General features: G+C 72.8%; 26 protein-coding genes. 13 read left to right on the top strand and 13 right to left on the bottom strand.

The genetic code is table 11. From position 1 onward, the window contains the following. Window positions 1-159 precede the first annotated feature (159 nt). The 3 genes from OG272_RS17610 to OG272_RS17600 all read left to right on the top strand — a co-directional run bounded on the left by OG272_RS17610 (window position 160) and on the right by OG272_RS17600 (window position 2137). Window positions 160-567: a rodlin gene (locus OG272_RS17610; RefSeq protein ID WP_328223111.1), complete on the top strand. Its 408-nt coding sequence runs from the start codon at window positions 160-162 to the stop codon at window positions 565-567. A 250-nt stretch (window positions 568-817) separates the two neighbouring features. Further along, complete coding sequence (locus OG272_RS17605) at window positions 818-1075, top strand: chaplin (RefSeq protein WP_326582719.1); 258 nt, start codon at window positions 818-820, stop codon at window positions 1073-1075. Between the two features lie 111 nt (window positions 1076-1186). After that, on the top strand, window positions 1187-2137 hold the full coding sequence (locus OG272_RS17600) for a chaplin family protein (protein WP_405893997.1): 951 nt from the start codon (window positions 1187-1189) through the stop codon (window positions 2135-2137). Window positions 2138-2185: 48 nt separating this feature from the next. On the opposite strand, the gene OG272_RS17595 is transcribed toward OG272_RS17600, so the two are convergent. Next, the gene (locus tag OG272_RS17595) at window positions 2186-3445 is read right to left on the bottom strand and encodes an NAD(P)-binding domain-containing protein (protein ID WP_327729658.1); all 1260 of its coding nucleotides are present in this window, start codon (window positions 3443-3445) and stop codon (window positions 2186-2188) included. Beyond that, on the bottom strand, window positions 3445-4710 hold the full coding sequence (locus tag OG272_RS17590; RefSeq protein ID WP_327732251.1) for an ATP-grasp domain-containing protein: 1266 nt from the start codon (window positions 4708-4710) through the stop codon (window positions 3445-3447). The genes OG272_RS17595 and OG272_RS17590 overlap by 1 nt, the downstream gene beginning before the upstream one ends. Window positions 4711-4889: 179 nt before the next feature. Here OG272_RS17590 and OG272_RS17585 point away from each other — a divergent pair, with 179 nt between their 5' ends. Beyond that, window positions 4890-6350, top strand: coding sequence for a glycoside hydrolase family 26 protein (locus OG272_RS17585; protein ID WP_405893996.1), 1461 nt, complete (start codon window positions 4890-4892; stop codon window positions 6348-6350). A gap of 22 nt (window positions 6351-6372) precedes the next feature. Here the strand turns inward: OG272_RS17585 and OG272_RS17580 are convergent, their stop codons facing one another. From OG272_RS17580 to OG272_RS17540, 9 genes are read right to left on the bottom strand one after another with little or no spacing between them, the layout of a single operon-like run. Further along, window positions 6373-7584: a GNAT family N-acetyltransferase gene (locus tag OG272_RS17580; RefSeq protein ID WP_405893995.1), complete on the bottom strand. Its 1212-nt coding sequence runs from the start codon at window positions 7582-7584 to the stop codon at window positions 6373-6375. Then, window positions 7581-8225 carry a lipopolysaccharide biosynthesis protein gene (locus tag OG272_RS17575; protein ID WP_405893993.1) on the bottom strand — a complete coding sequence of 215 codons (645 nt, stop codon included), beginning with the start codon at window positions 8223-8225 and terminating at the stop codon, window positions 7581-7583. The genes OG272_RS17580 and OG272_RS17575 overlap by 4 nt, the downstream gene beginning before the upstream one ends. Before the next feature lie 20 nt (window positions 8226-8245). Further along, entirely contained in the window at window positions 8246-9394 is a 1149-nt protein-coding gene (locus OG272_RS17570; RefSeq protein WP_327729662.1) for a glycosyltransferase, read from the bottom strand. Window positions 9395-9401: 7 nt separating this feature from the next. After that, window positions 9402-10094 carry a polysaccharide deacetylase family protein gene (locus OG272_RS17565; RefSeq protein ID WP_326585820.1) on the bottom strand — a complete coding sequence of 231 codons (693 nt, stop codon included), beginning with the start codon at window positions 10092-10094 and terminating at the stop codon, window positions 9402-9404. 46 nt (window positions 10095-10140) lie between these two features. Further along, the gene (murJ, locus tag OG272_RS17560; RefSeq protein ID WP_405893991.1) at window positions 10141-11934 is read right to left on the bottom strand and encodes a murein biosynthesis integral membrane protein MurJ; all 1794 of its coding nucleotides are present in this window, start codon (window positions 11932-11934) and stop codon (window positions 10141-10143) included. Continuing rightward, complete coding sequence (locus OG272_RS17555) at window positions 11931-13259, bottom strand: O-antigen ligase family protein (RefSeq protein ID WP_327732252.1); 1329 nt, start codon at window positions 13257-13259, stop codon at window positions 11931-11933. Before OG272_RS17555 ends, murJ begins: the two co-directional genes overlap by 4 nt. 11 nt (window positions 13260-13270) lie before the next feature. Continuing rightward, a complete protein-coding gene (locus tag OG272_RS17550; protein WP_405893990.1) occupies window positions 13271-14725 on the bottom strand; it encodes an exopolysaccharide biosynthesis polyprenyl glycosylphosphotransferase in 1455 nt (484 codons plus the stop codon). Next, window positions 14722-15894 carry a glycosyltransferase gene (locus OG272_RS17545; RefSeq protein WP_405893989.1) on the bottom strand — a complete coding sequence of 391 codons (1173 nt, stop codon included), beginning with the start codon at window positions 15892-15894 and terminating at the stop codon, window positions 14722-14724. Before OG272_RS17545 ends, OG272_RS17550 begins: the two co-directional genes overlap by 4 nt. 39 nt (window positions 15895-15933) lie before the next feature. After that, a complete protein-coding gene (locus tag OG272_RS17540) occupies window positions 15934-17079 on the bottom strand; it encodes a DUF3344 domain-containing protein (protein ID WP_327729666.1) in 1146 nt (381 codons plus the stop codon). 297 nt (window positions 17080-17376) lie between these two features. Between OG272_RS17540 and OG272_RS17535 the strand changes: the two genes are divergently transcribed. From OG272_RS17535 to OG272_RS17500, 8 genes are all read left to right on the top strand, one after another. After that, on the top strand, window positions 17377-17616 hold the full coding sequence (locus OG272_RS17535) for a chaplin (RefSeq protein ID WP_326582730.1): 240 nt from the start codon (window positions 17377-17379) through the stop codon (window positions 17614-17616). 180 nt (window positions 17617-17796) lie between these two features. Then, window positions 17797-18600, top strand: coding sequence for a hypothetical protein (locus OG272_RS17530; RefSeq protein ID WP_328223107.1), 804 nt, complete (start codon window positions 17797-17799; stop codon window positions 18598-18600). 210 nt (window positions 18601-18810) lie between these two features. Next, window positions 18811-19101: a hypothetical protein gene (locus tag OG272_RS17525; RefSeq protein ID WP_326582732.1), complete on the top strand. Its 291-nt coding sequence runs from the start codon at window positions 18811-18813 to the stop codon at window positions 19099-19101. 195 nt (window positions 19102-19296) lie between these two features. Next, window positions 19297-19794 (top strand): DUF5949 family protein, encoded by a 498-nt coding sequence (locus tag OG272_RS17520; RefSeq protein WP_327729668.1) that lies wholly within the window; start codon window positions 19297-19299, stop codon window positions 19792-19794. After that, on the top strand, window positions 19794-20399 hold the full coding sequence (locus OG272_RS17515) for a vitamin K epoxide reductase family protein (protein WP_327729669.1): 606 nt from the start codon (window positions 19794-19796) through the stop codon (window positions 20397-20399). Before OG272_RS17520 ends, OG272_RS17515 begins: the two co-directional genes overlap by 1 nt. Before the next feature lie 242 nt (window positions 20400-20641). Further along, window positions 20642-21148 carry a hypothetical protein gene (locus OG272_RS17510; protein WP_326582735.1) on the top strand — a complete coding sequence of 169 codons (507 nt, stop codon included), beginning with the start codon at window positions 20642-20644 and terminating at the stop codon, window positions 21146-21148. Between the two features lie 91 nt (window positions 21149-21239). After that, a complete protein-coding gene (locus OG272_RS17505; protein ID WP_405893986.1) occupies window positions 21240-21698 on the top strand; it encodes a tyrosinase cofactor in 459 nt (152 codons plus the stop codon). Beyond that, window positions 21682-22548: a tyrosinase family protein gene (locus OG272_RS17500; RefSeq protein WP_327729670.1), complete on the top strand. Its 867-nt coding sequence runs from the start codon at window positions 21682-21684 to the stop codon at window positions 22546-22548. The genes OG272_RS17505 and OG272_RS17500 overlap by 17 nt, the downstream gene beginning before the upstream one ends. 175 nt (window positions 22549-22723) lie before the next feature. Here the strand turns inward: OG272_RS17500 and OG272_RS17495 are convergent, their stop codons facing one another. Beyond that, the gene (locus OG272_RS17495) at window positions 22724-23011 is read right to left on the bottom strand and encodes a chaplin (protein WP_326582737.1); all 288 of its coding nucleotides are present in this window, start codon (window positions 23009-23011) and stop codon (window positions 22724-22726) included. A 247-nt stretch (window positions 23012-23258) separates the two neighbouring features. Between OG272_RS17495 and OG272_RS17490 the strand changes: the two genes are divergently transcribed. Then, window positions 23259-23726 carry a DUF2087 domain-containing protein gene (locus OG272_RS17490; RefSeq protein ID WP_405893985.1) on the top strand — a complete coding sequence of 156 codons (468 nt, stop codon included), beginning with the start codon at window positions 23259-23261 and terminating at the stop codon, window positions 23724-23726. A gap of 269 nt (window positions 23727-23995) precedes the next feature. Here OG272_RS17490 and OG272_RS17485 read toward each other — a convergent pair whose 3' ends face one another. Next, a complete protein-coding gene (locus tag OG272_RS17485) occupies window positions 23996-25507 on the bottom strand; it encodes an RICIN domain-containing protein (RefSeq protein ID WP_405893984.1) in 1512 nt (503 codons plus the stop codon). Between the last annotated feature and the right edge of the window lie 166 nt (window positions 25508-25673).

Below are 25673 nucleotides of genomic sequence, written 5' to 3'. Positions count from 1 at the left end.
CATGCGGCGGAGTGAGAGCGGGGCGTGCGGAGTGTTGTCGCTCACTTGGAGTTCGCCGGTGCGCGCGGGCCGATCGGGTGATGTGCCGAAACCGGGACGGGCATGCCGCCGTTGCTGCCAGAGCATGGACCCGCGGGTCCGCCAGGAAAGGAATGCGAAATGCTCAAGAAGGCAATGGCCGCGGTCGCGGTCGCCGCTTCCATCACCGGCCTGGGGGCCGCCACCGCCCCTCAGGCGCTCGCCGACGACGGTGGGACCACGTCCTTCAGCGGCAACGGTGCCCACCAGGCGTTCGGCAACTCCGTGACCAAGGGCGACATGAGCCCGCAGCTCTCGCTGGTCCAGGGTTCGCTCAACAAGCCCTGCATCGGCCTGCCCGCCAAGCTCAACGTCGGCGGCATCGGGGCCGCCGGGCTCGCCGCCCAGGACATCCCGATCCTGTCCGCGCCGCAGAACCAGCAGTGCACCGAGAACTCCACCCAGGCCAAGGGTGACGAGCCGCTGTCGCACATCCTGTCCGACATCCCGATCCTCTCGGACAACGGCAACGCCGGCGGCAGGAACTGATCCGACAGCGAGAAGCGGCTCGGGCCGTTCGCGCGGTGCGCTCGACCCGAGCCCTTCGTCCGCCTTCGGCTGGGGCCGTTCGGGTGGTCGTCAATTCCGCTGTTCGGTCATTTCTCCGGGCGATCGGGTGAATTACCCGACGCTCCGTGTTCCTTTGTTTCTTCCCGTGTCTATTCCTCGTTCGCAGGCTGCAGGTCATGATGCGAGCCGTTCATGCTGTGCTCGCTCGGTTTCGGCCGTCAATTGAGGCATGACCGCAGAGAAGGGAAATGACGTGAAGCTCAAGAAGAGCGCTGCTGTCGTCGCCGGCGTGATCATGGCCGTGGGTCTGGCCACCCCGGCCGTCGCCGACGCGGACGCCCACGCCGCCGCCATCGGTTCCCCGGGTTTCCTCTCGGGCAACGTGGTGCAGGTTCCGGTCCACATCCCGATCAACGCGTGCGGTAACTCCATCAACATCATCGGGCTGCTCAACCCGGCAGTCGGCAACGTGTGCGTCAACCACTGACGTCGTAGCGCACCGCACCAGCCGCTCGGCTGTGCCCCAGCCGGCCTTGGAGCGTCCTCAACGGCGCCAAGGCCGGCTTTTCCCACGTCTTCGAGCAGGAAGAAAAACGAGATGCGACAGACCCTGCGCAAGAGAATGGTCGTGGTCGCCGCGACGACGGGCCTGCTGTCCCTCTACGGCACGCCGGTGCTCGCGGACACGGGCGCGCACGGGGCCGCCTCGAACTCGCCCGGCGTCGCGTCGGGCAACACCGTCGAAGTGCCGGTCACCGTTCCGGTGAACGTCTGCGGCAACACCGTCGACGTCGTCGCCGCAGGCAATCCGTCCATCGGCAACGCGTGCGGCAACGTCGGCGACCACGCCCCGAAGAGTGCCCAGAACTCCCAGGAAGCCCCGAAGCGCCACACCACCCCGGTGGCGGAGCCCCAGTACTCCGCGGCCCCGACGACAGGGCCCGAGAACCAGGCCGCGACGGAGCCCGACGGCTCCTGGGAGACGGCGTACGAGGAGTACACGGAGCCCGACGCGCACGGCGCGGCCACCGGGTACGACGAGTACCCGCAGTACCCGCAGTACCCGCAGCACTGGGACGACGGCGGCTACGGGAACCACGACGACTCTCCGAGCGGCTACGGCGACTCTCCGAGCGGGCACGATGGCGCACAGAGCGGCTACGGCGACTCCCCGAGCGGCTACGGCGATCACCCGAACACCGACGAGGACACCGAAGGCGGCTATGGCGACACCCCGCCGACCAAGCCACCGCACAAGCCTCCGACGGACAAGCCTCCGACGGACAAGCCGCCCACGGACAAGCCCCCGACGGACAAGCCCCCGACGGACAAGCCCCCGACGAACCAGCCCCCGACGAACCAGCCGCCCACCGACAAGCCGCCCACGGACCAGCCGCCCACCGACCGGCCCCCGACGGACCGGCCGCCCACCCTGCCCGAGACCGGCAGTGACCGTGAGGCTCTGATCGCCGCCGGGGCCGCCAGCTTCGCGCTGATCGCGGGTGGGGGGATCCTGTACCGACGGGGCCGGGCCGCGTCCGGTCGTTGAGCCGCTCCGGGGGCCGGCGGCGCTGTGCGCCGCCGGCCCCCGAGCCCGTCACGGCCCGGCGGTGGAGGCCAGGTCGGCCCGCGCCTGCGGCACGGGGATCCGCCCGCCGGGCACCCCCGAGCGCAGCCGCCGCCGTACCCCTCGTACGAGGGCGGGCGCCGTGAACGACGCGCCGTGCACGAAGCGCATCGCGGGGCCGAAGCCCGCGGCGGTGGCGAGGCCCGCGAGGAACAGGCCGGGGACCGAGGACTCGAAGTCCCGCCCGACCGAGGGCGAGCCGTCGGCGAGGGGGACGAGGCCCGCGCGTACGTCACGGGCCAGCAGGTCCAGCCGCTCGCAGGAGGCCCGGAATCCCGTGGCCGCGATGACGTGTTCGGTGTCCAGCGAGGCCAGCTCGCCACCGCGGCCCACCGTCTCCAGACGCACGGCGCCGCCCGCCTCGTACGCCGCCGCGACCTCCTGGCCGAGCCGTACCTCGACGGCGGGCTCGACGCGGTCGCGTACCCACCAGGCGCCCGCGGGGCCCAGCGCCTCGGCCGCCATCCGCACCCGTCTCGCCTCCGGCAGACGGCGGTACCAGCCGGGCCGCTCCGCGTAGAACCAGTTGCGCCAGCCGCACCCCAGGCCGCTGTGCGGGGAGCGGGCCGAGTCCCACAGGGAGCGCGTCAGAGGGGGCGGCACGTCGTTCCAGCGGAGGCTGCGGGAGCGGGCCAGCACCCGGACCCGGGTGCCCTGTTCGGCGAGGAGCGCGGCCGTCTCCAGGGCCGCCTGGCCGCCGCCGATCACCGTGACGTCCATGCCCCGGAAGCGGCCGAGGTCGCTGTGGTGGCTGCTGTGGGTGACCCGGGCGGGGGGCAACTCGCGCAGCACGGACGGTACTTCGACGAAAGGGGCCACTCCGACGGCGAGGGCCACCGTACGGGCGCGGACCACCTCGCCGTCGTTCAGGACCGCCTCGAAGCCTCCGCAGCGGCGCCGAAGGTGTGTCACCAGCCGTTCGTCGACGGGCGGGAGGGCGTTGCGGGCGAACCACAGGCCGTACGAGGCGAACGTGCCGACCGGGATCGGCAGACCGTGGCGGGCCTCCACGCCCTGCTGGGCGCAGTACACGTCCAGGCGCCAGCGCCCCTCGGGGTCGGAGAGGTTGGAGGCCCACGGCTCGGACTTGAGGAACATGCCGGGCGGCATGTGGTCGCGCCAGGACGCCATGGGGCGGCCGAGGACACGCAGGCTGAGCCCGGCGGCCGCGGCATGGGACGCGATGGACAGGCCGTACGGGCCGGCGCCCACCACCAGCAGGTCGTACATCAGGGGCTGCTCGCTTTCTCGTTCTCGGCGCGGTTCTCGCCTGGGGCGTCGTCGTGCTGCACGGGAAGGGGCGCGCGGGGTGCCAGCAGCCTGCCGAGCGCGTGGCGGGGCCACAGCGACCACAGCGCGAGTCCGGGGGCGCGGTCGTCCCGCGCGTACCAGGCCAGCTCGCGCGCGCCCGGGCGGGACGGCGCGTGCGGGAGCGGCCGGGGGCGCAGCGCGGTGAGCGGCGCGTAGTTCTCCACGACGAACGTCCGGCCCGGCACCGGTGCCCCGTCCGGGACCCGGCGGCCGGTCAGGTCCAGGTGCAGGGCGCGGACGACGTCGATGCCGGCGGTGTCCGTGAAGAGCCGGAACTGGGCGCCGGGGCGCGGGTTGAAGTCGAGCAGGTGGTAGGTGCCGGTCCGGCCCTCGCGGCGGAAGTCCAGGTCGAACACGCCCCGGTAGCCGAGCGCGTCGGTCAGCCGCTCGGCCAGGGCCTGGACCTGCGGGTTCGGGGTCCAGCGGCCGACGGTGGTCAGGCCCGCGCCGGGCGGCCAGGCCCTCAGCTTGCGGCCGGGGCCGCCGCCGCGCACGACACCGGCGTGGTCGACGTACCCGTGGAAGAACCAGTCGCGGTCGAGCCCGGACGGCAGGAACGCCTGGAGGAGCAGCCGGCTGCCGGCCTGCTCCGAACGGCGGTGCAGGGCCGACGCCTCCCCGGCCGAGCGCACCATCACCGTGCTGCGCAGCCCCGCGTCGGGGGGCAGCAGCCACGGGCGGCTCCACTTGGCCACCACCGGCAGGCCCAGCTCCCGGGTGGCGGCCGCCGCCTCCGCCGGGCTGTCGGGGACCGTCGTCGCCGGGTGCGGGAGGCCCAGGCGCCCGCACAGCGTGGCGAGTTCGGCCTTGTCTGCGACCTGTTCGGCGAGGGCGGGGGGCCCGGCCGGGAGCAGGTAGTCGTCCGTGAGCTCCTCGCGCAACCGGCCGACGGCCACCGCGCTCGCGTCGTCCAGGGGGACCAGGACGGCCGGACGGCCGACCCGGGCCGCCACCCGGCGCAGCACGGCGGCGAACTCGTCGGGGGAGGCGCCGGGGCGGGGCGGGGCGTGGGGCGCGCGGATGAACCGTGAGCCGCGGACGGGGCTCGCCGCGCAGTCGGCGACCAGGTGCACCTCCACCCCGGCGCGGCCCAAGGAGCGTACGGCTCCCAGGGTTCCGTGGTGGAAGGGATTGAGGTCCGTCCGCAGCAGGACGGCCGGAACGCGGGTGTCGAGCGGCGACACGTTCATTTCGTCGGGGTCCTCGCACATTCCTTTGACGTCGGGTCACCCGTGCGGGCGATTCGGGCACCCGAAGGCCGGAGCCCCAGTTGGCGGAATTCGTATTCGTATGACTGATTGTCAGTAGGTGGAAATCGGCGGCGGAAAGCAGTGAAGTGAAGAAAGCGGAGAGGGGAGCGGACATGGCTCCACAACAGCGGCGGTCCCGGCACAGGCGGCCCCGCGACAGACGGCTGGCGCTCGTCGCGGCCGGCGTGGTCGCGTCGTTCGCCCTCGCGTCGGTCCCGGTGTACGCCGTGGGCGCGGGGGCGGTGGTCCGGGTGACCGACCCACCGGCTCCGGCCGTCCCGGTCGTTCCGGCGGCTCCGGCCACGCCCACGGTTCCGGCGGCGCCCGCCGTCGTGCCCCCGGCGCCGGTCGCCCGGAAGACGCCCGTCCCCGCCGCACCGACGGCACCCGTCGCACCGGGCAAACCGGTCGCGTCCGTCGCACCGAGCGCATCCGTCGCACCGCCGGGCACCTCGCCCGTGCCGGCCACCTCGCCCGTTCCTGCCACTCCCTCCGAGACCCCGAAGCCTCCCGAGCAGCCGCCGGCGTTCGGTGCCTATCTGCACTACGGGCCCCGCGGCGTCGCCCGGATCACCGAGCTGGGCGAGTGGCTGGGCGGCTCCGACCTGCGGGTGGCGCACACCTACCTGCCGGGCGACCGCTGGTCCAACATCGAGGGTCTGCCCGGCTTCCTGGACTCCTGGGCGGACTGGCGGCGGGACGAGGACGACCGGATGTTCGTCCTCAACGTGCCCATGATGGAGCGCAACGAGGAGGGCGTCTCCGACTGGGAGGTCCGCGCGCTGCTGCGCCGCGCCGCCGTCGGCCAGTTCGACCACCACTACCGCCGACTCGCCGAGCGGCTGGTCGAGTTGAAGATTCCGGACACCGTGATCGTGCTCGGCTGGGAGATGAACGGCATCACGTACACCCATCGCTGCGGACCCGACCCGGAGAACTGGAAGAAGTACTGGAACAGGATCGTCACCACGATGCGCGCGGTGCCGGGCCAGAAATTCACGTTCGACTGGACCCCGAACCGGGGCCGGGACGCCATTCCCTGGACGCGGTGTTACCCGGGGGACGACACGGTCGACATCATCGGTATGGACTCCTACGACCAGCCGCGCGGAATCACCTTCGACGAGCAGGTGAAGGAGCCGTACGGCCTGCAGGCACACGTCGATTTCGCGAAGGCGCACAAGAAGCCCATCTCCTATGCGGAATGGGGACTTTTCCGCAACGGCGACAACCCGGAGTACATGCGGCGCATGCTCGCCTGGATGGACGAGCACAAGCCGCTCTACAACACGCTCACGGACTACTGCCCGCACGGCGTCTGGCAGTGTGCGAGCAACCCGAAGGCGTCGGAGGTCTACCGGTCGATCCTCTTCGGCCGTGGCGCCGCGACCGCGACCGCGACCCCGAAGCCCACTCCCACCCCGACGCCGAAGCCGACCCCCACGCCGAAGCCGACGCCCACCACGCCCGTACGTCCGCCGAACTGCTCGCCGCTGGATCTGGGCGACTGGGTGGAGTACTGGATCGGCGGGAAGCTCTGCATCCGCACGGACTGGTGGGCGCGCTACCGGTGACCCGGAGCCGGCGGCGGGCCGCTCATCGCCCGCCGCCGCCACCGCGTTCCTTCCGCTCCGGGGGTTCGCCTCGTTCCCCTCGTTCCCCTCGTTCCCCTCGGTCCCGGTTTCCCTCGGGGTTCTTCCGCGCCCGCCACCGACGGACCAGTTCCTTGCCCTGGCGGCGGGCCGCCGCGTCGCAGGCGACCGCGGACAGGAGCGGGGAGGTGCGCCGCCGGGCGAGCAGCAGCCGCTGGTTGACGACGGTGTCCGGGCGCCAGCGCAGCTTGTAGGGCTCGGCGCCCCGCAGCAGGCTCAGCACCTGGTGGGCGCCGGAGCCGACCTGCCCCGCGCAGGCGTTGAGCAGCATGGTGGCGACGTCCGCCTTGCGTTCGCGCAGGCGCGGATGGGCGCCGTAGAGGTAACCGCCCGCCAGCCGGCTCGACATCAGGGTGACGTCGACGGCCAGGACGTCGCCGCCCAGCCGGAACTCGGTCACCACGGCGTCCCCCGAGCGCACCATCGGCCCGACCGAGCGGGCCAGATGCTCGGAGAAGCGGGGCCGCATGTGCTCGGTGGTCACCTTGCGGTCCTGCCACTGGAGCCGGTGCAGGTCCAGCATGGTCCGCAGTGCGGAGTCCACCTCGTCGGCGCGCACGGCACGCGGCTCGATGCCGAGGTCGCCGAGCTTGCGGAGCTTGGCGCGCACCCGCTGGGCCCGGGAGCTGGGCAGCCGCTTGAGCAGCTCGTCCATGGGCTGGGCGGGCAGTTCCAGACAGACCGAGTCGGTCACCTTGCGGCGTGGACCCCGCCAGCGGTCGAAGATCCGTTCGACGGCGGCTCCCGGCCGTACCTCGCGGAAGTCGATCAGTGCCGTCCGGGCGGCGGCCGACAGTCCCTCGGCGAGCGCGGCCGACGCCTGCTCGGCGTACTCGTCGTCGACGAGCACGTCCGCGAAGTCGGAGATCGGGCAGCCGAGCGGGACGAGGGCGGGCAGCGGACGCCGTACGAGCATCAGCGGGGCGACCGCCCGCAGCTCGCCACCGTCACGGACCAGGACCAGTCGGAGCCTGCCGGGCGTGCCGTACGACAGCCACCAGGAGTGCAGCCAGGCGTGGCTCTGGAACGGGGTGGCCGCGCCGCACCGCCGGTACAGACGGTCCCAGGCCTCGGCAAGCTCGCCGAACTCGCCCTCGTCGGAGCAGAGTTCGGCGCGCAGGGTGATGCTCGTCCCTGTGGTCAGCGTGCTGGTCACAGCTGTCCGTGGGCGTCTGCGGCGAGAGCGGGGCCCGGCACGGAGGCCGAGGGCGGGTTCTCCGGGGTGCGCCGGGGCCGGACCAGCAGGGCCAGCCCGCCGAGCAGACCGCCGGCCGCCGCGCCCACCAGACCGGTCACCGTCGACGAGGCCGAGGACGCCTCGGTCGGCCTGGGCGCGCGGGCGAACTGCCGCAGCTCCACGCGCGTCGACCCCTCGGAGTCGTTCGCGTGCCGGGTCAGCGCCCGCGAGACGGCGTTGGCCATGTCGGCGGCGAGGTCCGGCCGAGAGGAGGTGGCCGACACGGCGACCATCGGCGCGTCCGGTGAGGTCTCCGTCCGCACGCTCTTCTTCAGCGTGCCGACCGGCACTCCCGCCCATACCTGGGCGTCCCCGAGCACCGCGACCTGCGTGGCCACCCGCCCGTACGCCTGCGCGAAGCCGAGCGCCGACTGGGGGTCCGACCCCTCCGTGGGCACGGCGACGACATAGCTGGTGGCGGTGTAGACGGGCGGCTTCACCACGCCGTACGCGCCCCCGGCCGCCCCGCCGAGCAGCACACCGGTGGCGAGCAGGGACCAGGGGGGCAGGGACCTGGCGCGGGCGGGGGCGGCGTGCCCACGGATCGGGCTGTCGGTCATACGTTCAGACGTACGGTCGGTCATGCGGAACTCACTCCCAGGGACGGGGTTGGCGAGGGCGTGCTGGAGACGGCGGCCGCGTACACGTCCATGAGCTGGGCGGCGCTGCGGGTGATGCAGTAGTGGTGGGCGGCGGCGGGAACGGCACGGGAGCGCGGGCCCTGGGCGCGGACGTCCAGCAGGGCGCGTACGAACGACTCCGCGCTGCCTTGGACGCGGCGGGCGCCGGCGGTCGCGTCCGGTGGCAGGTCCTCGATCGCCGGGCAGGAGACATAGAGCACGGGCAGTCCGGACGCCATCGCCTCGACCACCGCGAGCCCGAAGGCCTCCTCGGCGCTGGGTGAGGCGAGCACGTCCATGGCGTTCATGAGGGAGGGCAGATCGGTGCCGGGGGCACCCGCGGCCGAACGTTCCCCGGTGAGCAGCACCCGGTCGGCGACCCCGGCCCGCTGGGCAGCCCGCCGCAGCACGCTCTCCTCGGGTCCGCCGCCGACGATCAACAGCCAGCACTCGTCCGGCAGTTGAGCCAGCCCACGGATCAGCACGTCGAACCGCTTGCTCGCCGCGAGCCGGCCGACGCCCCCGACGACGTACGCGTCCTCCGGCAGCCCGAGCCGTCGCCGGGTCAGCTCACGCAGATCCGGGTCGAAGCGGAAACCGGCGAGGTCGATACCGTTGGGGACGACCTCGATACGCGGGCCGGGCACGCCCCAGCGCTTCAGCCGGTCGGCGACGGTCGGTGAGACGGCGACCGTGGAGCGGCCGAGGCGCTCGCTGGCGAGGTAGAGGGCGCGCACCCCGGGGGACAGCCGGCGCCCCTCCATCTGCGAGTCGCCGAGGGAGTGCTCGGTGGCGACGACGGCCCTGACTCCCGCCAGCCGGGCCGCGATCCGGCCGTAGACGCAGGCCCGGTAGAGATGGGTGTGGACGAGGTCGTAGCCGCCCTTGCGGATCAGCCGCACCAGCCGGGGAAGCGCGGCGAGGTCGCGGTTGCCGCCCATGCCGAGATGGGTGACCTGGATTCCGTCCGAGACGAGACCGTCGGCGACGGGTCCCGGGTTGGTGAGCGTCACCACGTCGCAGGCGACCGGCAGGTGGCGCAGCAGCAGCCGCAGTTGCTGCTCCGCGCCGCCGACACCGAGGCCGGTGATGATGTGCAGCGCCTTCATGTCGGCCTCAGACCCCCTCGACGGGACGACGGCGCAGCCGGTGCAGCTTCCGCTTCAGCAGCAGCCGCAGGGCGGTGTCCTCCTCGCCGATGTGCACCCGGGGCAGCGCGTACGGGCCGTTCAGCGGGCCGGGGTCGATGGCGCAGGCATAGGCGTACCCGGCGTCCCGTACGGCGTCGACGGCGCGCTGGTCGAGGGTCCCGTACGGGTAGCAGAAGCCCTGGACCGGAGCACCGGTCAACTCCGAGAGCAGTGCTCTGCTGTCGGCGGTCTCGGCGCGCAGGGTCTCGTCGTCCGCCTGGGTGAGATCGACATGGGTCAGCCCGTGCGAGCCGACCTCGATGCCCTCGGTCCCGGCGGCCACCCGGATGCCCCGCTGGTCGAGGAGCGGCCTGCGCGGGCCCAGCGGATCCCAGGCGTTCTCGCCGCCGAGCCGTCCCGGCAGCACGAAGAGCGTGGCCCCGCAGCCGTGCGCCCGCAGCAGCGGCAGCGCGGTGTCGACGAAGTCGACGTACCCGTCGTCGAAGGTCAGCCCCACCAGGTCCCCGCCCTCGCCCCGGGCGCGGGCGGCGAGCAGCTCGGCCATGCCGACCCCGCGCAGCCCCCGGCGCCGCAGCCAGCCGAGCTGCGCGTCGAGGCGGTCGGGCGAGACGGTGATGCGGTACGGGTCGTCGGAGCAGTCGCCCACCGCGTGGTACATGGCCACCCAGAGAGGGGTGCCGGTGGTGGGCCGGGGCGTTCTGGGGTCAGCGGAAACGGGCATGCGGCAGCCTTCGTGTGACGGAACGGAGTGCGGGGGTGACGCCGGAGGCGCCCATGGCCGAGGCCAGCAGGACGAAGACGAAGGCGACGACCGCGCCACCGACGGCGAGGCCGAGGACGGGCGAGTCGATCCGGTCGGCGCAGTACATCCCCACCACGCCCGCGGCCACCGCCGCCCGTACCGGCCGGCTCATCTCGGTCACCACCTGCCGGGTGCGGATCGGCACCGCCCGGTCGCCCATCCCGTACAGCAGGAGCAGGGCGGTGACGGTGATGCCGATGGCGTTGGCGGCGGCGATGCCGAGGACGCCCCAGGAGCCGACCGTGGCCGCGCCGATCCACGAGGTCGCGACGATCCCGGCGGCCATCGCGGCCAGCGGGTACCAGGTGGGGCGACCGGCCGAGAAGTACGACCGTACGAGCGCGCTCACCAGGGCGTGGCCGAGCAGTCCGAGGGCGTACACCCGCATCACGGCGGCGGTGGCGGCGGTGTCCTGCGCGGTGAACGCCCCGCGCTGGAAGAGCAGTTCGATCATCTGCGGCCCGCACGCGAAGATCGCCGCGGCGCCGAGCAGCACGATGCACGACACCAGCGCGAGGTCCTTCTCCACCCGGCTGCGGGCCCGCTCGGTGTCGCCCTCCGCCATCGCCTGCGCCACCACCGGGAGGGTGACGGTGCACAGCATCAGCGAGAACGTCATCGGGATCTGGGCCACCTTCTGCGCGTAGTTGAGATGCGAGATGGCGCCGGCGGGCAGCGTCGAGCCGAGGAAGCGCTCGATGAGGACCTGCGACTGACGGCAGAGCGCGAAGAGCAGCACGGTGGTGATGAGGGTGAGCTCGACGGGACGGGCGGCCTCGGCGGGGGAGTCGGTGGGAGCCGCGAGGGCCGCCGGGGCGGCGGCGGGGTCGGTGGGAGAGGCGAGGAGGACCGCGGGGGCTCCGGGCGTCTCGGGTGCCTCGGGTGCCTCGGGTGCCTCCCTCTTCCGGCGCAACTGTCGCAGCAGGGACGGCAGTTGAGTGAGAATCATCAGGACGCCGCCCACCGCGACGCCCACGGCCGCCGCCCGCACCCCCCAGCGCCCGCCCAGCACGAACATCGCCGTGATGATCCCGACGTTGTAGGCCACGTAGATCGCCGCCGGGGCCACGAACCGGCGGTGGGCGCGCAGGGCCGCGCTGCAGTAGCCGGCGAGGCCGAAGGTGAGGGCGCAGGTGCCGGTCAGCCGGGCGCAGTCGACGGCCAGCCGCGGGTTCGGGAGACCGGGGGCGAGCGCCTCGACGAGGTAGGGCGCGCCGAGGATCAGCAGCATGGCCGCCGCCACGAAGGCCAGCGTCAGCCGGGGCAGCGTCGAGGCGACCAGGGAGCGGACCGGGTCGCCCACGCCGCCCCGCGCCCGGCGGGCCACGGCCACGCTGAACGCCGGCACCAGCACGAACGCCATGCCGTCCTCGATCAGCAGCGTCGCCGCGAACTCCGGCACCGTCCAGGCCACCAGGAACGCGTCCGTCTCACTGCCGGCCCCGAACAGGTACGACAACGCCTGGTCCCGGCCGAGCCCGAGCAGCGCGGCCGCCGCCGTGAGGGCCGCCGTGACCAGCGTGGCCTTCGCGAGGAACCGGCCGGTGGGCGGGGCGGCCTCCGAGAGGTCGGCGGCCCGCGCGCCGGGCACGGTCGGCTCGACCGGGCCGGGGACGGGCCCCGCCGGGTCGCCCGCGGCCGGGCCGGGCGGCACGTGGGGCGGCGGCTGAGGAGGTGTCCGAGGCGTCGACGTCATCGGGCTCCTGCCCCTTCCGGTACGCGGGCCACGGCGGCCTCGACCGGCGCGGCCCCCGTGGCGGTCCGGTCCGCCAGCGCCCACCACGCCACCAGCCCGAAGCACACGGCCGTCAGCACGGTCGTCGGCCCGCCGATGTCCGCGTACACGAAGTCCACCAGCACCCACGAGACCAGACCGCAGGCGACGAGCCCGCAGTCCAGCCCGCCGGGACCGCGTTCGCGCCGGGACCGCACCAGCCCCCGCGCCCCGCACACCCCCAGCGCCAGCCAGCTCCCCCCGAGCGTGAGGACACCGATCAGCCCCTGCTCGCTCAGGACCAGCAGGTACATGTTGTGCGGCGAGAGAAGCGCCTGCTTCTGGTACGTCGTTCCGGCCCCGCCGATGTCGCTGCCGGCGGAGAGCGCCAGCGAGGCGTGCCCGTCGCGGTGTTCGGGGAAGCCCTTCAACCCGACGCCGGTCAGCGGCTGTTCGCGCCACATGCCGACGGCCGCGGCCCACATGGTGTACCGGTCGGTGACCGACTGGTCAGGCGCGTCGGCGACCCGGGTGATGCTGCTGATCCGGTCCTGGAGCATCGCGGACCCGATCCCGAGGCCGCCGACGAGGACGACGCCCAGCGCGACGACGGCCACGAAGACCACCACCGCCCGCCGCAGTCCGGCCAGCACCACCTGGAGCCCGCACGCCACGGCCGTCGCGATCCACGCGCCCCGGCTGAACGACACCGCGAGCGGCAGCGTCAGCAGCACCGAACAGACCAGCGCCCAGGCCCGCTGCTCCGCCGTCCCGGGGGCCAGCGCGAGACCGACCGCGCACACCAGCCCGAACGACACGACGGTCGCCATCCCCATGACATCGCCGGCCCCGAAGGTCCCCACGGCCCGGATGTCCTCACCGGCGTAACTGGCACCGGTCCCGGTGGCGTACTGATGCACCCCGACGGCGCCCTGCCACAGCGCGAGCCCCACGAACGACCAGGCCACCACCCGGAAGTCGGACCGGCTCCGGACGCAGAGCAGTACCGCCGTCGGCACCAGCACGAAGATCTGGAGGTACCGGCCGAGCCCGGCGATCCCGGCCCCGGGATCGCCCGCCCCGACCGCAGCGACGGCGAGCCCGCACACCGGCAGTCCGATGACCACCGCCGCCGTACGGGTCAGGGGACGCCGCCGGTCCCGCAGGAGAAGCCCGGCGCACCACAGCACCAGCAGCCCGGAGACGGCGTCGGCCGGGGTCGCGCCGCCCTCGGCGCCCTGCGTGACCGGCAGGGCGAGCGCGGCGACCACGGCGACCACGGGCAGGACGGGCGCCGCAGCGCGCAGTGACGTCAAGGTCAGCTCCCCGTCGGACGGACGAGCGCGGTAGCCGTGCGGACCAGGATGCAGAAGTCCTGCCACAGCGACCAGTTGTCGATGTACGCGTTGTCGAAGCGGGCCCGGTCCTCGATGGAGGTGTCCCCGCGCAACCCGGTGACCTGGGCCAGCCCGGTGATGCCGGTCCGCATCCGGTGCCGGGCCGCGTAACCCGGGTAGGTCTGCCCGAACTTGGCCACGAAGTAGGGCCGTTCGGGGCGCGGGCCGACCAGGCTCATGTCACCGCGCAGCACGTTCCACAGCTGGAGCAGCTCGTCCAGCGAGCTGCGCCGCAGGAAGCGGCAGAACCAGCCCATCTCCCGCTCGTTCGCCACGCTCCACCGGGTCGCCGCCTCGTGCGCGTCGGCCGGGCGGTGGGTACGGAACTTCAGCAGCGTGAACGGCAGCCCGTCCCGGCCGATCCGCTCCTGCCGGAACACCACCCCGGGCCCGTCGCTCAGCCGCAGCACCACCGCGCACATCAGCAGCAGCGGGCTCACCATCAGCAACAGCGCCCCGGACACGACCACGTCCAACATCCGCTTTCCGGAGGCTTCATGGCGGTTCGTCAATTCGAGCCGTCGGCAGGCGAACCCGGCGAGCAGCTCGGTCGAGCCCTCCCGGTCGTACGAGGGGGACTCGGCGTCCACCTCCCACAGGGCGCAGCCGTCGGCCTCCAACGTGCCCAACAACGGGGCGCGTTCGGTGCGGGAGCCGACGACGAGCACGGCCTGGACGCCGTTCTGGACGGCCGCCCGCCGCACCTCCTCGGCGGTGGTCAGCACGGGCAGACCCTCGGTCCCGCCGGCCTGGTCGGCGACGACACCGACGGGCCGGACGCCGCACCCCGGGTGGCGCAGGAACGCGGCGGCCACGCGCTGCGCGGTCGCCGCCGGGCCCACCACCAGGGCCGCGCCGGGGCGCCGGACGAGCGCCCGGCGCCGGTGCCAGTGCACCGTGCCCCGGCCGACACAGGCCACCGCCGACTGCAGGGCGCAGCCGAGGGCCAGCTCGTGGGCGGCGAGCGCGTGGTCGGGGGAGTGCGCGGCCACACCGGCGCCGAGCACGCACCAGCCGAGCACGATCCGCCCCCACACGGCGGGCAGTTCGTCGAGCACGGCGGGCACGGCGGGCGGCCGGTACAGGCGCGCCCGGGCGTTCAGCCACGCCACGGCCAGGGCCAGGGCGGCGGCCATCAGCGGCCTCCCCGGAGCCGTGTCGCCGGTGAGCGCCAGGACCGCGAGCAGGGCCGCGCCGCCGTCCACGGCGAGCAGGGGCAGCCCCGAGGGAGGCCGGGCGACGGGCCGCCGCCCGGCCGGACGGGCCAGGCCGCCGACGGCCTCGCGCGGCGGGGCCACCGAGACGGCCGCGCCGCCGTAGTCGCGTGGCCGGCCACCGGAGGAGGGGACGGTACTTTCCGTACGTTCCGCAGTCACGTGTGGATGGACTCCCTGCACTCGGTGGCTTTCCCGCGCCGGCCGTCCGCACCGCCGAGCAGTTCGCGGTACACGTCCGCGACGGCCTCATTCGTGTGCCGTACGTCGTGCGTGGTCAGTACGTGATGGCGACCCTGGTGGCCGAGCGACTCGCGCAGCAGCGGATCGAGCAGCAGACGGGCGACGGCCCCGGCGAGCGTGGCGGGGTCCTCGACGGGCACCGGCTCCTGACCGGGCGGCAGGCTCTCGCGGGCCCCGTCCACGTCGGTGAGCACGACCGGCCGCCCGCACGCCATGGCCTCCAGCGGCGCCAGTGCCATGCCCTCCCACCGCGACGGCAGGACGACCAGATCGGCGGCCTGGTACCAGGGCACCGCGTCCGTGACCGCCCCGGCGAACAGCACATCCGCGGGCGCCAGGGCCCGCAGACGCTCGCCCTCCGGCCCGTCCCCGACCAGCACCAGACGCGCCCCCGGCACCCGCCGCGACACCGCGTCCCACGCCGCGAGGAGCACGTCCTGCCCCTTCTGCCGGCACAGCCGCCCCACGCACACCACCAGGGGTGCGGCCGGATCGACCCCGGCGAGCAGCGGAATCCCGGCGCGTACGGCGTCGACGGCGGCGGGGTGGAAGCGCCCGGCGTCGACCCCGTTCGGGATCACCGTCCACCGCGCCCGCACCCCGGCCCGCTCCCCGGTGACCCGCTCGGCCTCACTGACGCAGACCACCCGCGAGGCCCAACGCGCCCCCGTTCGCTCCCACCCGAGCGCCAGCGCCGCCATGGCGCCGCCCACCGCCTCGAACGACCAGGCGTGCGGCTGGAACACGGTCGGCACGCGCCCCCGTACGGCGAGCCGGCCCGCCAGCCCGGCCTTCGCGCTGTGCGCGTGCACCAGGTCGGGCCGTACGTCGTCGAGGATCCGCCGGAGCCGGCGCACCTCGGACACGAGCGCGGGCCCCGGCGACCGGGTGGCCGCCCAGTGCCGTACGTCCGCGCCGAGCGAGCGCAGCTCCGGGGCGAGCGGGCCGTCGGGGCAGGCCACCGTGGCGTGTAGGCCTTCGGCGAGCTGGGCCCGCACCAGGTCCGTCACGACACGGGCGACGCCGCCGTCGACCGGCTGGGTGAGATGCAGGACCCGCGACGGAGGGTCGGATGGTGACAGTTGCATGCGGGTTCCTCGCTCAAGGGCGGCGCCGGGCGGCGCGCGTCACGGCTTGGCGTCGACGGCGACGAAGAGTGCCCCGACCCAGGCCGCGTCCCGCTGCGAAACGAGCCGGAAGGCCAACTGGTCACCGCCACGCCGGATTTCGTCACCCAGTTCGAGAACATCCGAGTCGTAGCCGAGCGTGTTGGAGTACGCCGGCGTACGCCCCGCGACGACCGTCCCTGGCTCGCTGATCGTCGAATTCAGAATGTCGTCGCGTGGGTTGGCCGCGTCCCCGAGCGCGACGGCCGGACCCTGCCCGGTCGACACGGTGAGCGAATCGCCTTCGCTCCCGCGATCCCCGTTGTAGGCGACCAGGCCCACCGTCCCGCGCGCGCGTTCGGGCAGCGCCAGACCGCTCATCAGGACCCGCTGCTCCCCGCCCGTCGTCAGCGTGTCGAAGCCGTCCCACATCGCCAGGTTCCGCAGCGGCTCAGCCGGGTTCTCGTAGGCCGCCATCAGCGTCCAGCCGCCCCACGCGCCCGCCGCCGAACGGCCCATGGCCACATTGACCTGCGCCACCGTGTAGAGCCCCGAGCCGCTCGACCGCACCAATTCCGTGACGTCCGCCGAGGCCTGGAACGCGTCCGCGCCCCCCGTCACCCGGTGCCCCACCACCGAGTCCGCGAGCACCTCCTTGTACGCGCCGCCGGGCTCCGCGATCAGCACCCGTCCGTTGTCCTTCGGCGGCTTCTGCTCACCCACCCGCAGATTCCCGCCCCAGTACAGCCGCGCGTACGTCACCCGCGCGCCCGGCGGCAGCCGGACCTCGCCCCGGCTGGAGTTGTAGGTGTTCGGGTCCCGGTCGACGTCGATGTAGAACATGTCGAACTGGTCGTTCGAGGCGGTGTGCCCCGCACGCGCGTCGGCGCACGACGGCGCCGCGGGTCGGGCCGTTGTGGACCGGGGCGCCGTGGATGGGGTGGCTGTCACCGTCGTACGGCAGGTGATGGACGAGTTGGCCGCGCGGACGATCCCGCCGTGCTGCACCGCCCGGTAGCGCTGGGTGAAGGCCAGGTGTTCGGCCTCGGGCGAGGGCGAGGGCGAGGGTGGCGCGGCCGTCGCGGGAGCGCCGGGCCCCCAGAGGGCGGCGAGGGCGCAGCAGCCCACCATCGCGCGGCGCAGCAGAGGACCCGGATGAATTCGCATGCCGGCGGTGCCCTTTCGAGAGCTCGTTCGGGTGCTTGTCGGGGAAATGCCGCGGACCGTCGAGGTGCCGAAAATCTGCGGATCTGATAAAGGCCGATACGGCCTGGGGAGGTGCGCAACTCTAGCCCGCTATGAGTATTTATCTGCGGAACATGCCAACTGTGTCGGAATGGTGAAGCAGGCGGTTTGCGAGATCACTCCTTTGGAGGCACAACCCCCGGTGCGTGCCGCGCGTTGATTCAGCGCCGGGCATCCCCGCCCGAGTGATTTTGCATCAACTCCAAGGAGCACCTCTCCATGTCGCGTATCGCGAAGGGCCTGGCCCTGACCTCCGTTGCTGCCGCGGCCGTGGCGGGCACCGCCGGCGTCGCCACCGCCGACAGCGAGGCGAAGGGCTTCGCCGCCCACTCCCCGGGCGTGCTGTCGGGCAACGTCGTGCAGGCTCCGGTCCACGTGCCGGTCAACGTGTGCGGGAACACCGTCAACATCATCGGTCTGCTGAACCCCGCGTTCGGCAACAAGTGCTTCAACGACTGACGTTCGAGGACTGACGTCCCCGGCCTGACGTTCGCGCGTTAACCACGAACCGGCCGTCCTCCCCCCCGGGGGGAGGGCGGCCGGTTCGTGTTGCGCCGAATGGTGCCCATCGGTTGCACGCGGCGATCACCGATTTCACGGTGAAAGCACGATCCCTCACACCGATGGAAAGGAACATCCATGCGTGTTCTGCCCGCACGGCGTCTCGCGGCCTCCGCGCTCTGCGCCGCGCTCCTGCTCGGCGTCACCGCTCCGGCGGCCCTGGCGGTCGACGTCGAGTCGACGCCTGACCGCGCCCGGTCGGCGGCCCCCGTCCCCGGCGCGGACGAGCTCCAGGCTCAGCTCAAGGGGTTCGGTGAACTCGGCGGCGTACTGAAACCGGTGACCGAACTGCTCGACGCCGTACTCGAGGCGGACAACGGCCGGCTCTCCGCCGACCGGGCGGCCGAGCTGGGCAAGGCCGTGAAGGTCGCCATCGCCAAGGCGAAGGCGACGGCGCCGGTGACCCTGCCCGCCCGGCCGGCCAACCCGGCCGCGCCGGTGACCCCGCCCGTCCGGCCGGCCAACCCGGCCGCGCCCGCCGTACCCGCGACCCCGCCCGCCGCGACCACACCCACGGTCCCGGCGGCCCCGGCCCGGCCGGCCGCTCCACAGCTGCCCGTCACGCTGCCGGCCTACGATCGAGGCATCGCGCAGCCGGTCGGCAGGGTCGCGGCGGACCCGGTGACCGACGCGCTCACCGCGCTGCAGACGGCGGTCGACGCCCTGCTCAAGGCGGTCACCTCCAGCGACCTCGCCCAGGTGCCGCCCGCCGTCACCGGTGTGGTGACCGGCCTGGTCAAGCTGGTCGCGGCCACCCTGTTGGGCAGCGGCCTGCCCGTCCCGACCGACCTGCTCCCCGTGCGGCCGCCGGCCGACCTGCCCGTGACGCCTCCCGCGGCCGACCTGCCCATGCGGCCGCCGGTCGCCCCGCCCGTGCGGTGAGACCCGGGGGAGCCGTCTGAGGGGAGCCGCCTCGGGCGAGCCCTCCTCACCGTCAGCCGTCGGGCCGACCGCCGTCCGGGTCGGTCCGACGGCTGTTTCGTATGACCTGTCGTTCGGTGTCAGATATGACCTGTCCGGTAGGGGTTTCCGTCGGCGCGAGGGCTCGTTGGACATGGCGCAGTGCTTCCAGTATCCGAGGAGAGGAACACGATGAAGTCGCTGAAGGCCGCCGCCGTCGTCGCAGGGTCCATCGCCATCGCCGGTGCCGCCGCGCCGGCCTTTGCCTACGAGGCCGCGGACGTCACGCCCACCAGTCTCAACGGCGCGGTGAACACGCTCTTCAAGGGGCCCATCGCGCCGCAGCCACTGCAGCAGCAGTCGAACGCGCTCGACACGGAGAGCAAGGGCTCCGTGCTCCACACGGTGAGCGGCGCGACCAAGGCCCTCAACGCCGCCGGCGGCCCCAGCAAGCTCCTCGGTGGTCTGCCCCTCCAGGGCTGACGGTCCCTTTCGCGGTCTCACGGGGCCGGTTCCGCGAAGCCGCGGAACCGGCCCCGTTCGTTCTGCCGTCCCTCCAAAGCGTGAATTCCACGTTGTTCGAGGGGTGTCCCTCGTTCGTGTGGTCGGCCGTCGTGTGTCGCCTGGTCGGGTGAAAAGGCGACAGAGTCGTTTGGCGGGCCTGGATAGTGTTCCGCGGTGACTTCAACTTCCGCTGAAACCCGCCCTTTCCACCCCGCCGACCTCGGCACGCTCGTCGTCATGGCGTGGAGCGGTGAAGCCCCCGACGGGGACATGCCCTATCTGCTCGCCTACACCCTGGGCGACGGCCGCAGCGGCCCGGAGGGCTCCTCGGCCGCCGTGACGGATCTGCTGACGGGTCTCGGTCTGTCGATCGGCGAGAAGGTCGTCGACGGCTCCGCGAACCCCAGCCTGCCGGTCACCCTGCTCGTCGAGGCGGGCCAGGCCGTCGTCACCATGCCGCAGCTCAACGCCCAGTGTCCGGCACCGCCGGAGTGGCTCGCCGCCGTCGGCCGACGCGGCTTCGCCTACCTGCTCTTCGCGACCCGCCCCTGGCCCGAGGCCCAGCCCGGCATGCCTGTCGAGCCCGAGGCCCTCGCCGCCTTCGCGGGCGACACCGAGACGCTGACCAGCGCGGCGCACGTCCTCCTGCCGGCCCGTAGCCTGCGCGGCTGATGGCCGCCCCGGCAGGACGCGCGGCGGGTACGGCGGGCGGCAGCCGTGCCTTCGCGATCCTGCTGCTGATCACCGGCGCGGCCGGGCTGCTCGCCTCCTGGGTCATCACGCTCGACAAGTTCAAGCTGCTGGAGGACCCGAACTTCACCCCCGGGTGCAGCCTCAACCCGGTGGTCTCCTGCGGCAACATCATGAAGAGCGACCAGGCGTCCGCCTTCGGGTTCCCCAACCCGATGCTCGGCCTGGTGGCCTACGGCATCGTCGTCTGCGTCGGCATGAGCCTGCTGGCCGGGGCGGCCTTTCCGCGCTGGTACTGGCTGACCTTCGAGGCGGGGGCGCTGTTCGGGGTCGGTTTCGTGACCTGGCTGCAGTTCGAGTCGCTGTACCGGATCAATTCGCTCTGTCTGTGGTGCTGCCTGGCGTGGATCGCCACGATCGTCCTCTTCTGGTACCTGACCTCGTTCGACATCCGCAACGGTTTCCTGCCCGCGCCGGCCTGGCTGAGCGGCTTTCTCGGCGAATTCACGTGGGTGCTTCCGGTGGTGCACCTCGGAGTGATCGGAATGCTCATCCTGACCCGTTGGTGGGACTTCTGGACAAGCTGACCAATGAGTCAACGAGTCAATGGGGTAATGGGCCAATCAGGTAATGGGTCCATGGGCCTCTCGGACCACTGCGGCACTCGGGTGAATCTTGTGCTGAGGGAGATCTCCGGATCGTTCACCCGGTACGGACACCGAGCCCCGGATCACGGCTCGCGCACCGCCGTTTCCGCATCCGTCGCTTCGGTCGATCCCCACGATCGCCGATCCTGGATCCGCCCATTCCTGAAAGGGACCGTACCGAGATGAAGCCGACCACACGAGGAACCCTTGCCGCCGTCGTCACCGGTGTGGCGGCCGCGATGGGCGCCTCCGCCGCCCCCGCCGTCGCGGCCGAGACGGTCCCCGTCCCCGTACCGTTCGAAGGGGTGGAGCACTCCCTGAACGTGAAGATGCCCAGGCTGGGCGGGGAACTGCCGCTGCTCAGGCCGGGTGCCCCCCAGGGGCCGACGTATGTCGAGGGCCGGCTGCTGCCCGCGAGCACCCTGCCGCAGGTGCCGCTCGGCGCCGCGCTGCCGGGGATGCGGGCCGAGGCCCCGCTGCCCCGGGTCGTGGGGGAGGGCTTCGAACGGGTCGGCGTCGACGCCCCCGCCGCCGACCTGCGCACCCTGACCCCCGGGCTGAACCTCGACACCCCGCTGACCGCGCCCAACCCCGACGCGCTGGGCCTGCCCAGCCTCAAGGACCCCCAGGCGGCCGTCCTCACCCCGCTGCTGCGGACGGCGCCGACCGCGAACCTCGGGCTCGTCTGAGCCCGCGGCGACACGGAGAGCGAGGCCCGGGCCGTACGAGCCCGGGCCCGGCCGTCCGGGGGTCACCGCTACTGAACACGACGAGGAGAGAGTGTTGGTCGTCAGCAGAGTGACGGTGGACCCCGACGGCGGCCGGAGCAGAACGCGCCGCAACGCGCTGCGTGCCCTGGGCGTGTCGGCCGTCGCCCTGGCCGTGGCCCCCGTCGTCGCCGCCGCGTGGCCCCGCCGGTTGGAGCGACCCGAGGAGGCCGACTTCGACGAGACGTACCGGGGCCGTCGTATCCAGGGCGTCCCGGCCGACGCGGGCCGGGCGGCCTACCTGGGCGCCCGGACGCCCGGCCCCGGCGCGTGGGACGTCACCGTCGACGGGCGCCCGCTGCACCTCATGCGCCGAGCGGACGGCACGTACCTGAGCATGATCGACCACTACCGTTCGTACCCGACGGCGCTGGAGGCGACCCGCGCCGCCGTCGACGAACTCGGAGTCACCCAGCGCCTGCGCGTACGGGACGTGGCGGAGGGGGCGGTCGGCCATGGCCTACACCCGTAAGGACGTCAGCACGCTCACGCGCGCGGAGCGGCGGCGGTTCGTCGGCGCGCTGCTTGAGCTCAAACAGCGCGGCGAGTACGACGAGTTCGTGCGGATGCACATCGACCACTACGTCTCCGACGGCGACGGCGGTCTGCGTACGGCCCACATGACGCCCTCCTTCCTGCCCTGGCACCGCCGGTTCGTGCTGGAGCTGGAGAAGGCGCTGCGCCGGATCGACGACTCGGTGACCGTGCCGTATTGGGACTGGACCCGGGACCGTACGACGACGTCGGTGCCCTGGACGGCGGACCTGCTCGGCGGCAACGGGCGGCGTTCCGACCACCGGGTGATGACCGGCCCCTTCGCGTACGGCACCGGCGGGTGGACCATCACGGAGGGGCTCACGGACGTCGAGTACCTCACCCGGGACTTCGGCTATCCCCGCAACCCCGTCGCCCTGCCCACCGCCCGTGACCTGGAGGCGGCCCTCGCCGATCCGGTCTACGACAAGGCGCCCTGGAACTCGGTCACCCGCGGGGGCTTCCGCAACCGGCTCGAAGGGTGGGGTCAGGGGACCGGCAACGGCTCGTGGCTCACCCACAACCGCGTGCACCGGTGGGTCGGCGGGCACATGGTCGGGGGTGCCTCCGTCAACGACCCCGTCTTCTGGCTGCACCACGCCTTCGTCGACCTCCAGTGGACGCGCTGGCAACGGCGCCACCGGGGCGCGCGCTACCTGCCGGCCAAGCCGCCGGGGAGGGGTGACTCCCAGCGGGGACGGATCGTCGCGCGGGACGAGCGGATGCCGCCCTGGAACGTGACTCCGGGCGCGATGGAGGAGATCGGGAGCGTGTATCGGTACGCGTGACCGGTGGGCGTGATCGGTACGTGCGGCCGGTACGCGTGATCGGTACGTATGGCCGGTACGCGTGACAGGCAGGGGCTTCCGGGAGCGGTTGTCCGGGAGCGGCGCGAAGCCCCCGACGGTGGGACACCGTCGGGGGCTTCTTGTCGCTGTGGTGCCGCTCGGGGTGTCGGCCCCGTCAGTGGCCGTAGCCGGACGGGCCGGGGTTGCCCTTGTGGTCGTCGTGGCTCTTGTTGACGCAGACGTTGCCGAAGGCCGGGTTCAGCAGGCCGACGACGTCGATCGTGTTCCCGCACAGGTTGACCGGCACGTGGACGGGGGCCTGGACGACGTTGCCCGACAGGACACCCGGGGAACCGACGGCCTTGCCCTCGGCGCCGGCGTCCGCCGCGGCCAGGCCGGCGCCGCTGAGCACGACAGCGGACGTGCCGAGCGTGACGACGGCTGCCTTCGCGATGCGAGACATCACGTTCTCCTTCTTGATCGGTGAGCACGACCGCCTCTGCGTGGCCGCACGCCCCTTCAACGCTCCCGCGCACCGAGGGTCACGGCGTTCATCGGCGGATCACCCTTTCCGAACAGGGGTGTGGGGGCGGGCCGCACCCGGACGCCCCCGCGCCGGACGGAAAATCGGTTCGCTCACGGGAGACCGACGGCTAGCCTCCGGACGACGGGGACGGTCAGTCGCACAGCGGGGCAGAGGAGTGAACGGCGTGGAGAAGCGGGCCGAAGTACGGGACGCGAGCCCTCGGACCGAACGGGCCCAACAGGCCGAGCGGGACTCCGAGACGGAACGGACCGATGGCACGGAACGGACCGATGGCACGGGGCAGACCGATGGCACGGGGCAGACCGATGGCACGGGGCAGGTCGACGGCACGGGGCAGGCCGACGGGACCGAGCAATCCGATCCCGTGCTCCGGACCTTCGTGCGCGACGGGCGTCTCGTCCGGCTGCCCGCCCGGTGGCAGCGGAAGCTGGTCGTGCTGCGGTACGTCGCCGAGCGGACGTTCGAGCCGGGCGTCGAGTACCCCGAACGGGCCGTCGACGAGAAGCTGCGCGCCTGGTGCGAGGGCGCACCGCTGGACCATGTGACGCTGCGCCGGTACCTGGTGGATCTGGGGCATCTACGGCGGCAGTTCGGGTTCTACTGGGTACCTGAGGGCCGATCTGCGGCGTAGGGCCCGGGGTCGAGGGATACGGTTCGAGGTTCTGGTTCGTGTCCTCTCGCCGAACTGGCGGCGACCTCGCGGGTCACGGCCGAGAACGACGTGAACCGGCCGTCACCAGCGCCTTCGCGGGAACCGCACCGGGGTTGGCCGCCGGGTCCGCCGGGGCGTAACGGTGAGCATTGCCATGACCCTGGAGCTGGAGCCTCGACGATGCCCAGGGTGCGGCCCGCTGCCACGGGCAGTGGCAGCGGGCCGGCACTCACCTCACCGCGAGGGCGTCACCCGACGGTCCACTTCTGGCTTGCCGCACCCGTGCCCGTGAGCTGGACGACCGCCGCTCCGGTCGTCGTCGCGTTGTTCAGCACCCCGAGGTTCAGCCCGCTGTGCACGGCCACCAGCATGTAGACACTGCCGGTGTAACTGCCGACCAGGTCGAAGAAGAACTGCTGGTTGGTGCCGCCGTTGCAGGTCCACTGGATGAGCTGGCGGTTCTCGGCGGTCGACTTGCTGGGCACGTCCAGGCACAGCCCGCTCTTGACGTTCTTCAGCGTGTAGATGTTGTCCGCGACCTTGGTGACGGTCCACTGCTGGTCCGTCCCGCTCGTGGCTGTCGCCTGGATGATCTTGGCGTCGGTGGCGGTGGAGGCGCCGGTGACGCCGAGCCGCAGGGAACTGCCCGAGTTCGTCAGGGTGTGGGCCCCCGCACCCGGCACGCCGCTGTTCGGCGTCCAGGTGCCTGCCTGGACATCCAGTGACCAGGTCGGGTACTGGCCGAGGTTCACCGTCGTGCCCCTGATGGTCAGGGGCAGCCAGATGAGCTGGGACGCGCCGAGGTCGGAGGCGTTCCAGCGGTCACCGGCGTAGATGTACGTCGTACCGGAGGTGCCGGCCACCGTGATGATGTTGGCGGTCTGGCTGCCGTAGGTCTTGGTGCCCGGGGCGGCGAAGTTCCTCATCGCCGACCAGGTGCCGCTGACGGAGGTGGCGGTGGAGTAGACGTTGTCGTTCAGACTCCAGCCGGTCAGATGCGAGGCCAGCAGGTAGTAGATCCCGTTGGCTTTGATCATCGCGGGTGACTCGAAGCTGTTGGCGCTGCCGCCGCTGCCCAGGATGGCGACCGTGCTCACCGGGGTGAGGTAGTCGCTGGAGAGCAGGTTGACGCGCAGGCCGTTGTTGCGGTCCTCCGACAGCAGGTAGGCGGTGCCGTCGGTGTCCTGGAACAGGCCGATGTCACGGCTCAGTTGGCCCAGCGGGCGGGAGCTGCCCCGATAGTCGTAGGGGCCGCAGGGCGTGCTGCTGGTGGCGACACCGACCTTGGCCTCGGAGTAGGTGAGGCTGTCGATGTGCACGTACATCACGTACTTCTGGGTGGTGGCGTTGTAGATCACCTTCGGCCGCTCGACCACCCGGGACGGGCCGAGGTCACCGCTGCCCTGCAGGGACAGCGCGTCGCCCCGGTACGTCCAGTTCGCCAGGTCGGTCGAGCTGTAGCAGGCGATGGCCTGGAAGGACGTGTTGGACGAGGTCACGCCCGTCTTGTTCTCGCCGAAGCCGTACCAGGTGTCACCGACCTTGATGATGCCCATGCCGTGGAGTTGCAGGGTGTTGCCGCTGGTGTCGGTCCGTGCCGCGCCGGTCGTGAAGGTCACGGTGGTGGCGGCCTGGGCGGCCGAGGCGGGTATCAGGAGCGCGGCGACAGCCGCCAGCAGGGTCAGGAGCAGGACGGCGGTCGTGCGCCGTGGTCTGCGTCCGCGGGTGCTGCTCCGGTCGGAAGACGTTCCTGGGGACATGCTTCTTCACCTCTTCTTCGAGGTCCCGGCTCCGCGTCTGTTCGGAGGCAGGCACGGCGGTGCCGCTTGCGAGGCCGCAGCGGGGAGGGAGGGGGCGGGGAGGGGGCCGCGTACGAGGGGATCGTGGTGCGGCGGGGGGCCTGGTACGGCGGGGCCGGGTCCGTGA

This window comes from Streptomyces sp. NBC_00104 (assembly GCF_045160825.1).
In the GTDB taxonomy this organism is placed as follows: domain Bacteria; phylum Actinomycetota; class Actinomycetes; order Streptomycetales; family Streptomycetaceae; genus Streptomyces.
Note: the sequence above shows the minus strand (reverse complement) of the source record. Positions and strands in the feature narration are given on the sequence as shown.

Coding starts and splice junctions, on each gene's coding strand:
- OG272_RS17610 (WP_328223111.1), top strand. CDS start 160: ATGCTCAAGAAGGCAATGGCCGCGGTCGCGGTCGCCGCTTCCATCACC.
- OG272_RS17605 (WP_326582719.1), top strand. CDS start 818: ATGACCGCAGAGAAGGGAAATGACGTGAAGCTCAAGAAGAGCGCTGCT.
- OG272_RS17600 (WP_405893997.1), top strand. CDS start 1,187: ATGCGACAGACCCTGCGCAAGAGAATGGTCGTGGTCGCCGCGACGACG.
- OG272_RS17595 (WP_327729658.1), bottom strand. CDS start 3,445: ATGTACGACCTGCTGGTGGTGGGCGCCGGCCCGTACGGCCTGTCCATC.
- OG272_RS17585 (WP_405893996.1), top strand. CDS start 4,890: ATGGCTCCACAACAGCGGCGGTCCCGGCACAGGCGGCCCCGCGACAGA.
- OG272_RS17575 (WP_405893993.1), bottom strand. CDS start 8,225: ATGACCGACAGCCCGATCCGTGGGCACGCCGCCCCCGCCCGCGCCAGG.
- OG272_RS17570 (WP_327729662.1), bottom strand. CDS start 9,394: ATGAAGGCGCTGCACATCATCACCGGCCTCGGTGTCGGCGGCGCGGAG.
- OG272_RS17565 (WP_326585820.1), bottom strand. CDS start 10,094: ATGTACCACGCGGTGGGCGACTGCTCCGACGACCCGTACCGCATCACC.
- murJ (WP_405893991.1), bottom strand. CDS start 11,934: ATGACGTCGACGCCTCGGACACCTCCTCAGCCGCCGCCCCACGTGCCG.
- OG272_RS17545 (WP_405893989.1), bottom strand. CDS start 15,894: ATGCAACTGTCACCATCCGACCCTCCGTCGCGGGTCCTGCATCTCACC.
- OG272_RS17540 (WP_327729666.1), bottom strand. CDS start 17,079: ATGCGAATTCATCCGGGTCCTCTGCTGCGCCGCGCGATGGTGGGCTGC.
- OG272_RS17535 (WP_326582730.1), top strand. CDS start 17,377: ATGTCGCGTATCGCGAAGGGCCTGGCCCTGACCTCCGTTGCTGCCGCG.
- OG272_RS17530 (WP_328223107.1), top strand. CDS start 17,797: ATGCGTGTTCTGCCCGCACGGCGTCTCGCGGCCTCCGCGCTCTGCGCC.
- OG272_RS17525 (WP_326582732.1), top strand. CDS start 18,811: ATGAAGTCGCTGAAGGCCGCCGCCGTCGTCGCAGGGTCCATCGCCATC.
- OG272_RS17515 (WP_327729669.1), top strand. CDS start 19,794: ATGGCCGCCCCGGCAGGACGCGCGGCGGGTACGGCGGGCGGCAGCCGT.
- OG272_RS17510 (WP_326582735.1), top strand. CDS start 20,642: ATGAAGCCGACCACACGAGGAACCCTTGCCGCCGTCGTCACCGGTGTG.
- OG272_RS17500 (WP_327729670.1), top strand. CDS start 21,682: ATGGCCTACACCCGTAAGGACGTCAGCACGCTCACGCGCGCGGAGCGG.
- OG272_RS17495 (WP_326582737.1), bottom strand. CDS start 23,011: ATGTCTCGCATCGCGAAGGCAGCCGTCGTCACGCTCGGCACGTCCGCT.
- OG272_RS17485 (WP_405893984.1), bottom strand. CDS start 25,507: ATGTCCCCAGGAACGTCTTCCGACCGGAGCAGCACCCGCGGACGCAGA.